The sequence below is a fragment of the Clostridium pacaense genome (genome assembly GCF_020709765.2).
Lineage (GTDB): Bacteria > Bacillota > Clostridia > Lachnospirales > Lachnospiraceae > Enterocloster > Enterocloster hominis.
In genome coordinates this window covers 1-12,151 of the sequence record NZ_JAJFEB020000017.1, presented here as the reverse complement: position 1 = coordinate 12,151, position 12,151 = coordinate 1, and the positions used below count along the sequence as shown (strand labels likewise).

The window sequence follows — 12,151 nt, the reverse complement described above, 5'->3', positions numbered from 1 at the left end:
TGTCATTTGCACAACATTATTGCAATTTTTTATGGCACAGCCCGGAAAAACGGCCTAAAGTGTATTGGACAAGCAGGACCGGCGTCAGATTGGACGCCCGGTCCTGCCTTCATGGCCGCTTATGCCCACGGTGCGGCCCTTAATATATTCCAGCATCCGTCCTTCGGGTATTTATTTATCCGTATACTCCTTAAACAGCTTGACAAAGGTCCCGCTCAGCAGCAGGATTGCAATCATGTTCGGAATCACGATAAACCCAACCGCCATATCGGCCAGTGACCAGATGGCCTCGATGGGCATGGTCACCGCAATGATGGGGGGAATGAAAAAGAACCACTGAAGGACCTTCACGTTCTTCTCCCCAAACAGATACTCCACACTGGTCCTGTACTCCACAAAGAACCCCAGGTAACTGGAATAGGTAAAAAGCACAATTGCAATGCACAGGATATAGGTACCCCATCTGCCCCAGACCGTCCTGAATGCAGCCAGTGTAAGGACTGCCCCTGTATCGCCGCTGTTCCACACGCCGCTGGATAGGATGGCCAGTGCAGTCAGTGTACAGATGATGATTGTATCAATAAATACCTCCATGACCCCGTACATCCCCTGATGGGCCGGATGGTCTGTCTGGGCCGTTGCATGGACCGTTGCGGCGGTTCCTTCACCGGCCTCATTGGAGAAGATACCTCTTGACGCACCGCGTCCCATGGCAAGGGTTATGGTAGATCCTGCAAACCCGCCGGCTGCCGGCATGGGCGCGAACGCATACTTGAAAATCATGCCAAAGGCTTCCGGTACCCTTCCGATATTGGCAATGACCACCACCAGTGCGCCTATGATATATATGACGCACATGGGAGGAACCACCTTGCCGCAGAAGTCACCAATCTTTTCCACACCGCCGCGCACTATGATGAAAACGCTCAGGGCAACCAGAATGATGCCGCTGACAACCAGCGGGATGCCAAATGTATCCTGGGCAGATGTGGCAAGGGTGTTGGTCTGCACAAAGCAGGCATCCGTGACCACCAGTATAAAAAGCGCCACCGCATAAAAGCCGCCGAAAAACCGTCCGGCTCCCCCGCCCAGCCCTTCTTTAATATAGTGCATGGGACCGCCGTAATATTCCCCGTTCTCCCCCTTTTTCCGGTAAGCCACGGAAAGGGTCACTTCTGCCATCTTGGTCATCATACCGACCAGGGCAATCACCCACATCCAGAACACGGCTCCAGGCCCGCCGATGGCAATGGCCGCTGCCACGCCTGCAATGTTGCCGCTGCCGATGGTTCCTGCCAGCACCGTGGACAGTGCCTGATATGGCTTTAGCTGTCCTTCTCCCTTTTCACTTTCATTGTCCTTCTTAAAAACTTCCCCCAAGGTCTTTTTCCATACCGTTCCAAAACCGGTAATCTGGAAAAAGCCCGTACGCACGGACAGATATAAGCCCACGCCCACCATCAGGATCATCAGCGGGGTTCCCCATAAAAATTCAGTGATGTTTACCAGTGCATCAAACATACCAATACCTCCACTTTGTTTTGACTGCGGTCAGTATCCAACTGCCGGCCGCTCCCTACAGGAACTGTATTGCCGCACATTCCCCCTGGTGCTTCTCCGTGCGGCAGTTGCCGATATGGCAGTTCATACAATCATCTGCAAACCACCCCCCGATATTCACGTTTCTCTTTAAGCCCACTATAGCACCGTTAATGTACCAAGTCAATGAGCCTGTCCTTCCCACTGCATGTGCCTGACTGCATGTGCGCCTATTCCATTTATCCTTATTCCATGCGCTCCCGTCCCCATATGCGCATTCACTAATATACATAAAAGCGTTGAAGTTTAAAGTGATAAAGTATTGACATTTACAAGCAGATGGCGTACACTAGAGCGTGACTGAAACGTGCCTTTGGCAGCTGCAATATGTATGTAAGCCGCATTTGACACGCAGGACATAATAAGGAGTACATATCATGATTATCATAATGAAACCAAATGCTTCAGACGAAGCAGTCCAGAAAGTAACACATATCATTGAATCCAAGGGCCTGCAGGTCCACCTTTCCAAGGGGTCCCAGGTCACAATCGTGGGCGTGGTGGGCGATAAGACCAGGCTCCAGGGCAGCAACATCGAAATCAGCGAAGGTGTTGACAAGGTAGTGGCCGTAACCGAGTCCTACAAACTGGTCAACAAGAAATTCCACCCGGAGGATTCCATTATCCCGGTCGGCAACACCCATATCGGCCCTGGAACCATGACCGTCATGGCAGGCCCATGCGCCATCGAATCCAAGGACCAGCTTTTGGAGACCGCCTTCGCGGTTAAGAAAGCCGGCGCCACCTTCATCCGCGGCGGCGCCTACAAGCCCCGCACCTCACCCTACTCCTTCCAGGGTCTGGAAGAAGAAGGGCTTAAGTATATGAAGGAGGCCAGGGAGGCCACCGGTCTTAATGTGATCTGTGAGGTGACCAGCCTCCATGCCATAGAAGCTGCGTCCAGATATGTGGATATGCTGCAGATCGGCGCAAGGAACATGCAGAACTTTGAGCTTTTAAAAGAGGCAGGCAAATCCGGTCTTCCGGTATTGTTAAAGCGTGGGTTAAGCGCCACCATTGACGAGTGGCTCAATGCTGCCGAATATATCATCTCCGAAGGGAATCCCAATATCGTGCTCTGTGAGCGCGGCATCCGCACCTATGAAACATCCACCAGGAATACCCTGGATATCAGCGCGGTTCCCGTCATCCGCCAGAAGAGCCATCTCCCCATCATCGTGGACCCAAGCCACGCCACCGGTGTAAGGGCTTATGTGGAGCCCCTGGCCAAGGCGGCCATTGCGGTGGGTGCGGACGGACTGATGATTGAAGTACACCCCTGCCCGGCCAAGGCGCTGTCCGACGGGCCACAGTCCCTGACCTTCCCTGCCTTTGAACAGCTGATGCAGGACTTAAAGCCATACGCAGACCTGGCCGACCGTACATTTGAAGCAAGATGACTGCCGCGCGTGTAAAATGTTTTTCCAGCACTCCCTCAATCAGAGAGTGCTTTTCTTTACAGGAGGATTAACCATGGAAAAAATAAGGATGACAGACTCCACCCTGGGCTTCATCGGTCTGGGACTCATCGGCGGCTCCATTGCCAGGGGCATCAAACGTGCCCGGCCGGACATAAAAATCATGGCATACATGCGTTCCAGGAACAGGCTGGAACAGGCAAAAAAAGACGGCGTTGTGGACGTGATACTGGATGGGATTGATGAAAATCTAAGGGAGTGCGACCTGATTTTCCTCTGTACGCCCGTGGAATATAACGCCGCCTACCTCTCTTCCATCCGCCCGTATCTCAAGCCCGGCGCATTGATTACGGACGTTGGAAGCACCAAGTGCGGCATTCACGAAGAAATCATCCGCCAGGGACTTGAGGACTGCTTCGTGGGCGGCCATCCCATGGCCGGTTCGGAAAAAACAGGCTATGAAAACTCCACGGACCATCTCCTGGAAAATGCCTATTACATCGTCACGCCTCCCGAAGGCAGCGCACCCTCTTCTGCCCCGGAACCCGGCGCCAATGCCAGGCGGATCATCGCAGTGGCACAGACCATTGGAGCAATCCCCCTTGTGCTTAACTACCGGGAACATGACAAGGTGGTTGCTGCCATCAGCCATCTCCCGCACCTTGTGGCATCCAGCCTTGTGAATCTGGTAAAAGACAATGATACGGCCCAGGGCACCATGAAGCAGGTGGCTGCCGGCGGTTTCAAGGATATCACCAGGATTGCTTCCTCCTCCCCTGAGATGTGGGAGCAGATCTGCATGACCAATGTGGGTCCGATTGCAGATATACTGGAAAAATACATCGCCTCATTGAACCAGATACTGGCCCAGGTCAGGGGGCACTGCGGGGACTCCATCTACCAGTTGTTTGAGACATCCCGGGACTACCGCAATTCCATCACGGACAGGGCCAAGGGGTCCGTGGAACCGTCCTATGAATTTACCGTGGATGTTGCCGATGAGATCGGAGCCATTTCCACCATATCGGTCATCCTGGCAGCCAAAGGCATCAGCATTAAAAATATCGGCATCAACAATAACCGGGAACGCGGGGAGGGCGCCCTTAAGATTGCATTTTATGACGAGTCCTCCATGGAAGCTGCCTGGAAACGCCTGGACCAGTACAAATACGAAATGTTCAGCATGTAATCATTGAAAGGACAGGATAATCATTATGGAATTCAGAAAATCACATGGACTTCACGGAGAAATCACGGTTCCGGGGGATAAATCCATCTCCCACCGGGCCGTCATGTTCGGCTCCATTGCAAAAGGCGCCACGGAAATCCACAACTTCCTTCAGGGGGCAGATTGTCTCTCCACCATTGCCTGTTTCCAAAAAATGGGTATTGACATTGAGAATAACCATGACCGCGTCATTGTCAGGGGCAATGGGCTGCGCGGCCTTAGGCGGCCCCAGGACGTGCTGGACTGCGGCAACAGCGGCACCACCACCCGCCTCATATCCGGGATTCTCTGTGCCCAGGAATTTGATGTGACACTGACAGGGGACGAATCCATCCGGAAACGTCCCATGAAGCGCATCATGGAACCGCTCTCCCTTATGGGGGCTGACATCACAAGCATGAACGGCAACGGATGTGCGCCCCTGCTCATCAAGGGACGTCCCTTAAAAGGCATCCATTATACCTCAAAGGTTGCGTCCGCCCAGGTCAAATCAGCCATCCTCCTGGCCGGATTATACGCCGGTTCCCCCACCAGCGTGACAGAGCCTTATGTCTCCAGGAACCATTCGGAAATCATGCTGGACCTGTTCGGCGCAGACATTAAGGCTTCCGGGACCACGTGCACCATCCAGCCGGCCAGGGAGCTTCACGGCGCCCAGGTCATGGTTCCCGGGGACATCTCCTCTGCCGCCTATTTCATCGCCGCAGGACTTATGGTTCCCGGCTCACAGCTGCTTATCCGGAATGTGGGCATCAATCCCACCAGGGACGGGATCATCCGCGTATGCCAGGATATGGGCGCTGACCTTGAGCTGCTGAATGTGACGTCAGGCGCCGGAGAGCCGACTGCCGATATCCTGGTCCGCAGCAGCAGCCTCCGCGGAACGGAAATCAAAGGAGCCATCATCCCTACCCTTATTGACGAACTCCCCATGATTGCCGCCATGGCCTGTATGGCTGAGGGTGATACCGTCATACGGGATGCCGCTGAATTAAAGGTCAAGGAATCCAACCGTATTGCCGTGATGGTTGAAAACCTTAAGGCCATGGGCGCCCATGTGGCCGAAACAGAGGACGGCATGATCATACACGGCAAAAAGCCGCTCCACGGCGCCTCCATTGACAGCAGGAAGGACCACCGCATCGCCATGACCTTTGCCGTCACCGCCCTCTGCGCTGACGGTGTCACAGACATAAAGGACGCTGACTGCGTGAATATCTCCTATCCCGGGTTCTACCATGACCTGGAACAATTAATGAAGTAATCATATAAAAACCACAAAAAAAGCTGCGGCCCTCCATGCCCCTTTACAGGGAGCACGAAAAACGGACCGCAGCTTTTTATTTGCATTAGCTTTTCATTTACCTTAGCTTTTTATTTTCCTTAGCTTTTCATTTACCTTAGCTTAGCTTCTACCCCAATGCCACGTCTAAAATCATCATGACCACAAATCCGGCGGCAAATCCAATGGTTGCCACATTGGAATGGTCCCCCTGGGCCGACTCCGGAATCAGCTCCTCCACCACCACATAAATCATGGCTCCTGCCGCAAAGGACAGGAAATACGGCAATGCCGGTCCCAGTACTTCCGAAAGGGCCAGCATGAGGAATGCGCCCAACGGCTCCACTATGCCGGACAGCATGCCGTACACAAAAGCCTTGGGCTTTCCCACGGCCTCCTTAAGCGGCAGGGAAATGATAGCCCCTTCAGGAAAATTCTGTATGGCAATACCCACGGATAATGCCAGGGCGCCTGCCATGGTGATGGTACTGTTCTGGGACATAAGCCCTGCAAAGGCAACCCCCACCGCCATTCCTTCCGGAATATTGTGAAGGGTCACCGCCAGCACCAGCATGGTGCTTTTCTTCCAGCTGCCCTTGGGGCCTTCCGGTTCATCCGAATCCATATGGAGATGGGGAATCACCTCATCCAGGACCAGCAGAAAGCCGATTCCTAACAAAAATCCTATGGATGCTGGTACAAATGCCAGCTTCCCCATGTCCTGGCTCATATTCATGGACGGAATCAGTAGGGACCACACGGATGCAGCCACCATGACCCCGGATGCAAAGCCCAGGAATGCTTTCTGGACCCTGGGCCGTAAGGCATTTTTCAGGAAAAAGACACAGGCCGCTCCGGCTGTGGTCCCTATGAAAGGAATCATGATTCCTGCAAAAATATTCATGTTCATACCTCTGTCCTAATGCTTGGCACTGCGCTGTCCCTACAGGAAACCGCGCAGCTTCAGATAGTCCTTAATCAGCTGGATCATCTGGTCATAGTCAATACGGCTGGCATTGATGGGCAGGTCGTAATTCTCCATATCCATCCATTCCCTGCCTGTAAAGTAGCGGTGGTACTCCGTCCGCTCCTTGTCAATCCGTTTCATGCGGCGCAGCGCTTCCGCCTCATCCACCTTATCCACATCCATGACCCTGCGGATCCTTGTAACCGTGTCCGCATATACAAAGATGCGTATCAGGTTATCCATCTGATCCTGCAGCACATAGTTGCCGCACCGCCCGACAATGATGCAGGGTTCCGATGCAGCCAGGCCGCGGATGACGGATGACTGGAAACGGAACAGGTTTTCCGGGGATGTGATATTATGCCCATCCCTCTCCGGCTCTGTCAGCTCCGGCTTCATGCCGGTCACAATGCGGTACAGCAGGTTATTGCCCGCCTTCTCGTCTGCCAGCCGGAAATACTGCTCCCCGATGGCGCTTGTCTCCGATGTCATCTTAAGTATCTCTTCATCATAAAAATGTATGCCCAGTTCCTCTGCCAGCCGCTTGCCTGTCAGCCGTCCGCCGCTTCCGTACTGGCGCTCAATGGTTATTACAAAATGTTTGTCACTCATCATCATGCCCCCTTATCCTATTATATCAATATGGCACATTTTCATGGCATTTAACGCGTTCTCATGACTTTGCGGGGTTACCCCTGCGCAGCAGGATGCATCCACCTGGATGGGTGTGTCCGGTATCACTGCCTTAATCAGCATGGCATTGGAGATTACGCAGATGTCCGTACAAAGGCCTACTAACTCCACACTTTCATACCGTCCAAGGGCCGCATAATCAGCCAGTTCACGGCTGCCAAAGGTAGCCTTCTCAAACCGTTTTCCCTCAAACTCCTTAAGCCCTTCAACCAGTTCCCAGCCCGGAGTCCCCTTGACACAATGGATGACCGGAAGCTTCTTACCTTCCATTGTATCCATGTAATCCTCAGAATGCGTATCCAGTGTAAACACGACTTCCTGGCCCGCTTTTCCGTAAGCCTTAATCTTGTCAATCACATGAGGGACAATGGCCTGGGCTTCCTTACTCCCCAGGGATCCGTCCACAAAATCCTTTTGCATATCCACTACTACAAGTAAACGGCTCATGTAACTATCCTCCTTGTTATTAGCACCGGCGCTTCCCAGTGCCAATGCCTCTCAGGTTCCGGCAGCATCCTTGCGGACATTGCCTTTCCTGTCATTTACAGTCTATCACATTTTGACAATCAATTAAAGATATTTTCACAAAATTTAAAAACCCTATTGACAAATTGAATCCGTTGTATTAAGATACGGGTTAATAAATCAAACCGTAGAGAAAGAGGAGTAAGCTTCCAAAGCATTAACACAGAGAGCCGCAGGTGGTGGGATTGCGGTATAAGGCTGGCAGCTGAATGGACTTTTGAGGGCGGTCCTGAAAGATAGTTCCGTAGGGACCGACGGATTCCGCAACCGTTATTCATGCGGCACATATGTTGGTATGTGTAAAGTGGACTTTTCAGTCAATTTGAGTGGCACCGCGGATTTTTATTCGTCTCAATTATGGTATAACCGTAATTGGGACGTTTTTTTGTCCCCTTGCCGGACCTGTTTAAGATGTACGGCCATAAACCAGCCATGGGTCAGATTGACGGCCGGGACCTGCAGGCAGCGCGCAGCCTGTAACCCGGACAGCAATGGTCCTTTCCCAACGCAGTTCATTACTTACCATAGAAAACAGATCATGGAATCAAAACAATCATTCAGGAGGATTTTAATTATGAAAAAAACAATCGCAATGCTTTTAGCCGCAGCCGTAAGCGCATCCCTGTTAGCAGGATGCGGTTCATCTTCACAGGACCAGACCACCGCACAGGTATCTTCCGAGGCAGCCGCCAAGGATACCACAGGAAACCAGGAGACTTCCGCCGGAACGGCTTCTGATACGGAGACGGCAGGGAGCCAGGCAGACGGGGAGGGTTCCTATACCATCGGCATTGGACAGTTTGCGGAACACGGTTCCCTTGACAACTGCCGCGAGGGCTTCCTGGAAGGCCTTGCCGAGGCCGGAATCGAGGAAGGCAAGAACCTGACCGTCCTCTATGAGAACTCCCAGGCCGACGGCGGGACCGCCAGCCAGATCGCCACCAACTTCGCAGGCAGGGACGTGGACCTGATGTGCGGTATCGCAACCCCCATGGCCCAGGCAGAATACGGTGTTGCCAAGAAATCCGGCACCCCGGTCATCTTTACGGCCGTCACAGACCCGGTTGCAGCCGAACTGGCTGATGCCAGCGGGACCCCGGTAGGCGAGATTACGGGAACCAGCGACAAACTGCCGGTTGAGCAGCAGTTAAAGATGATCCGTGAAATCCTTCCGGACGCAAAGCGCATCGGCATCATGTACACCACCAGCGAGGTAAACTCTGAATCAGCCATTGCGGAATACAAGGAGCTTGCGCCTGACTACGGGTTTGAGATTGTAGACACCGGAATCTCCTCCTCCGCCGACATTTCCCTGGCAGCAGATACCTTAATCAGCAAAGTGGACTGCATCACCAACCTGACTGACAACACCGTGGTCGCCTCCCTTCCTGTCATCCTGGATAAGGCGGAAGCGAAAAAAATCCCGGTATTCGGAAGTGAAATCGAACAGGTCAAAATCGGCTGTCTGGCAGCCATGGGCCTGGACTATATCGAACTTGGAAAACAGACCGGCCATATGGCTGCACAGGTATTAAAGGGCGAGAAGAAAGCCAGCGAAATGAATTACGAAACCATCAAGGAAGCTGCTTTCTACGGCAACACCAAGGTGGCTGAAAATCTTGGGATTACACTGCCGGAAAGCCTTACTGCCGATGCGGCGGGGATTTTTACTGAGATTGCACAGTAAGAAGGGTTCATACTGATTTGGGAGGAACATCATGACAACGATTATTTTCGGTATCTTTGAAGAAGGCCTGGTTTATGCCATCATGGCCCTTGGCGTATATATCACCTATAAGATTCTGGATTTTCCAGATCTTTCCGTGGACGGGACATTTCCCCTGGGCGCTGCCCTTACCGCCGTCGGCATTTCCAACGGCCTGCCCCTCATCGGGACCATCCATCCGGTCCTGGCCCTCATCCTCTCCTTTGGTGCAGGTGCCCTGGCCGGATGCGTCACTGGCCTGATCCATGTAAAGCTCAAGGTACGCGACCTGCTGTCAGGAATCATTGTCATGACCGCCCTTTACTCCATCAACCTGAGGATTGCAGGAAAGTCCAACCTTCCCATCTTCAGCAAGGACACGATTTTCAGCAATCCATTCCTCACGGAAACCGTCCCCAATGCGCTTTCCCCTTATGTGGTGACCATTATCCTGTTTGTGATCGTGCTGGTCTGCAAGCTGCTTCTGGATGCCTATCTTAAGACGCGTTCCGGCTACCTGCTGCGAGCAGTGGGTGATAACGACGTACTTGTCACTTCCCTGGCCAAGGACAAGGGAATGGTGAAAATCGTGGGCCTTGCCATTGCCAACGGCTTCGCGGCCCTGGCAGGCAGTGTGTACTGCCAGCAGAAAGGATTTTTCGATATCTCCATCGGCACCGGGACCATTGTCATCGGGCTGGCCAATGTAATCATTGGGACCCAGCTGTTTAAACGCTTTGGTTTTGTCAAATCCACCACTGCAGTCATCATCGGTTCCATCATATACAAGGCCTGTGTATCCCTGGCCCTGCTGCTGAACGATATCCCTGTCAATCTTGGTTTCCTCCGTTTTACCATATCCGTCACTGCCTCGGATTTAAAGCTGATTACAGCCATCCTGTTCCTCATCATCCTGGTCTTAAGCTCCTCCAGGGGAAAGAAGGTAAAGAGCCATGCTTGAACTGAAACACATCAATAAATACTACAATGCCGGCACAATCAATGAAATGTGCCTGTTTGAGGATTTCTGCCTTACCATCAAGGACCATCAGTTTGTCTCCGTGGTGGGCAGCAACGGTTCCGGCAAGACTTCCATGCTCAATATCATCTGCGGCAGCATCCCCTTGGACGAGGGCCATATCATCATCGGTAATGAGGACATCACCAGGATGCCGGAATACAAGCGGCAGCGCCGTATCGGGCGGGTATATCAGAACCCGGCCATGGGCACCTGCCCATCCATGACAATCCTGGAAAATATGTCCCTGGCCGATAACAAAGGCAGGTCATTCAACCTCCGCCCGGGCACCAACCGGCAGCGTGTGGAATACTACCGCGAATCCCTCCGCTCCCTTGGCCTTGGCCTGGAGGATAAAATGGATGTAAAGGTTGGGGTGCTCTCCGGCGGCCAGCGCCAGGCCATGGCGCTCCTCATGTCCACCATGACCCCCATCGAGTTCCTTATCCTGGACGAACACACGGCTGCCCTGGACCCCAAGACAGCGGAAACCATCATGGAACTGACGGATAAGATTGTCAAGGAAAAGGAACTGACCACCATCATGGTCACCCACAACCTGCGCTACGCCGTGGAATACGGCGACCGCCTGCTCATGATGCACCAGGGACGCGCCATCATAGACAAGGAAGGCAGGGAAAAACAGGAGATGCAGATTGATGATATCCTGGAGCGTTTTAATGAGATAAGTATTGAGTGCGGAAATTAAGGCTGATGGTAACAGACTGATGGTAACATACTGATGGTAACAGCCTGATAGTATCAGGTTAACTGGAATGGGCTGTTTATAACAGCCGGGCCGGAATATGCATACGCAATGAAAACGGGCGTTGTCCTGAAGGGTACCAGATGGATTCCCTCAGGGCAACGCCCGTTTTTCTTCATTCTCTTATTACTCAGCAAACACCATGATTTTCACTGCCGAGTTCTCATCATCTGCCCAGACCACGCACTTCCTGCCCTGGGTTAAATCGTCAAGGGTAACGATATTCCTTGTAAGGTATGGGAATATGTTGCAGTCGTCTGCAAGTGTGTACTCTGTTCCGTCAACGGCTGTAAGCACTGATTTGGATGTGGATGCGTCTGTTATCATGGACTTGACTTCCACATAATCCGGAACCTTTGCATCAGCCGGTATGTTGGCGAATATCACGGTTGCGTTGGTCATTGGCGGAAGGCTCATGGTCATGGCCGGCCCTATGTAGGCGTAGATGGTATCGCCGTCCTTGATGTCCTCCAGCTTGATAGGAAGGCCGCTGACCGCATCCAGTATGTAAGTCTCATCCGCAACGTTAAGGATGATCTCACCGCTGCTGCTTACGCCTGACTGATTGTCAATGGAAAGCCTGCCGTCCTCTGTCCTGGTCACTGGTCCGAATATACGGATGGCCTGGGGCGCTTCGGGCTCGCTCTCTTCCATGCTCTCAATGGCTCCTGTCACTGACTCCACAACGGTGTCTGCCACCGTTGTCTCTTCCTTTGTGGCTTCTTTACTCTCCTGTGTTGCCGTGGTGGTGCCTGCGTTTGCATTGGAAGCACACCCTCCTACGCCAAGTACCACTGCTGCACAGATTCCTGCTGCATATAATCGATATTTTCTCAATATTATCTTCTCCTTTTCATAAGTAATGCCCTGATTTAGGGCGTGTTTGAAAATTGCTTTCCGTCAGCTGTGCGTTCCACTTTGTGGGAGATTTGGTCCCGATGAGGGAGGCG

General features: G+C 52.6%; 12 protein-coding genes, 1 pseudogene and 1 other annotated feature. Of the genes and pseudogenes, 7 read left to right on the top strand and 6 right to left on the bottom strand.

Translation table 11 applies throughout. The features are described from left to right. Nucleotides 1-171: 171 nt before the first annotated feature. Nucleotides 172-1,521, bottom strand: a complete 1,350-nt coding sequence (locus LK536_RS51300) for an alanine/glycine:cation symporter family protein (protein ID WP_227796796.1) — start codon at nucleotides 1,519-1,521, stop codon at nucleotides 172-174. Between the two features lie 455 nt (nucleotides 1,522-1,976). On the opposite strand from LK536_RS51300, the gene aroF reads away from it, so the two are divergent. The 3 genes from aroF (at nucleotide 1,977) to aroA (ending at nucleotide 5,509) form a co-directional block, all read left to right on the top strand. Beyond that, the gene (gene aroF / locus LK536_RS51295) at nucleotides 1,977-2,999 is read left to right on the top strand and encodes a 3-deoxy-7-phosphoheptulonate synthase (RefSeq protein WP_227796797.1); all 1,023 of its coding nucleotides are present in this window, start codon (nucleotides 1,977-1,979) and stop codon (nucleotides 2,997-2,999) included. A gap of 73 nt (nucleotides 3,000-3,072) precedes the next feature. Continuing rightward, complete coding sequence (locus LK536_RS51290; RefSeq protein ID WP_227796798.1) at nucleotides 3,073-4,206, top strand: prephenate dehydrogenase; 1,134 nt, start codon at nucleotides 3,073-3,075, stop codon at nucleotides 4,204-4,206. Between the two features lie 25 nt (nucleotides 4,207-4,231). After that, on the top strand, nucleotides 4,232-5,509 hold the full coding sequence (gene aroA, locus LK536_RS51285) for a 3-phosphoshikimate 1-carboxyvinyltransferase (RefSeq protein WP_227796799.1): 1,278 nt from the start codon (nucleotides 4,232-4,234) through the stop codon (nucleotides 5,507-5,509). Nucleotides 5,510-5,657: 148 nt separating this feature from the next. Here aroA and LK536_RS51280 read toward each other — a convergent pair whose 3' ends face one another. The 3 genes from LK536_RS51280 to LK536_RS51270 are packed head-to-tail and all read right to left on the bottom strand — an operon-like array spanning nucleotide 5,658 to nucleotide 7,634. Then, a complete protein-coding gene (locus LK536_RS51280) occupies nucleotides 5,658-6,431 on the bottom strand; it encodes a ZIP family metal transporter (RefSeq protein ID WP_008716683.1) in 774 nt (257 codons plus the stop codon). 39 nt (nucleotides 6,432-6,470) lie between these two features. Next, a complete protein-coding gene (locus tag LK536_RS51275) occupies nucleotides 6,471-7,106 on the bottom strand; it encodes a cytidylate kinase-like family protein (protein WP_008716685.1) in 636 nt (211 codons plus the stop codon). 12 nt (nucleotides 7,107-7,118) lie between these two features. Then, entirely contained in the window at nucleotides 7,119-7,634 is a 516-nt protein-coding gene (locus tag LK536_RS51270; RefSeq protein ID WP_025487035.1) for a cysteine hydrolase family protein, read from the bottom strand. A 197-nt stretch (nucleotides 7,635-7,831) separates the two neighbouring features. After that, nucleotides 7,832-8,069: a binding site (T-box leader), on the top strand. A gap of 217 nt (nucleotides 8,070-8,286) precedes the next feature. Between LK536_RS51270 and LK536_RS51265 the strand changes: the two genes are divergently transcribed. From LK536_RS51265 to LK536_RS51255, 3 genes are read left to right on the top strand one after another with little or no spacing between them, the layout of a single operon-like run. Further along, complete coding sequence (locus LK536_RS51265) at nucleotides 8,287-9,399, top strand: ABC transporter substrate-binding protein (protein WP_120058088.1); 1,113 nt, start codon at nucleotides 8,287-8,289, stop codon at nucleotides 9,397-9,399. A gap of 31 nt (nucleotides 9,400-9,430) precedes the next feature. Beyond that, entirely contained in the window at nucleotides 9,431-10,378 is a 948-nt protein-coding gene (locus LK536_RS51260; RefSeq protein ID WP_227796800.1) for an ABC transporter permease, read from the top strand. Then, entirely contained in the window at nucleotides 10,371-11,144 is a 774-nt protein-coding gene (locus LK536_RS51255; protein ID WP_120058086.1) for an ABC transporter ATP-binding protein, read from the top strand. Before LK536_RS51260 ends, LK536_RS51255 begins: the two co-directional genes overlap by 8 nt. Before the next feature lie 183 nt (nucleotides 11,145-11,327). On the opposite strand, the gene LK536_RS51250 is transcribed toward LK536_RS51255, so the two are convergent. Both LK536_RS51250 and LK536_RS51245 read right to left on the bottom strand, forming a co-directional pair. After that, nucleotides 11,328-12,038 (bottom strand): hypothetical protein, encoded by a 711-nt coding sequence (locus LK536_RS51250; RefSeq protein WP_227796801.1) that lies wholly within the window; start codon nucleotides 12,036-12,038, stop codon nucleotides 11,328-11,330. Nucleotides 12,039-12,054: 16 nt separating this feature from the next. Next, a pseudogene (locus LK536_RS51245) lies at nucleotides 12,055-12,114 on the bottom strand (hypothetical protein); the annotation flags it as partial. On the opposite strand from LK536_RS51245, the gene LK536_RS51240 reads away from it, so the two are divergent. Further along, nucleotides 12,091-12,151, top strand: a 61-nt coding sequence (locus LK536_RS51240) for a DUF6783 domain-containing protein (RefSeq protein ID WP_506092215.1), incomplete at its 3' end; no start/stop codon positions are given. The pseudogene LK536_RS51245 and the gene LK536_RS51240 sit on opposite strands and share 24 nt — an antisense overlap.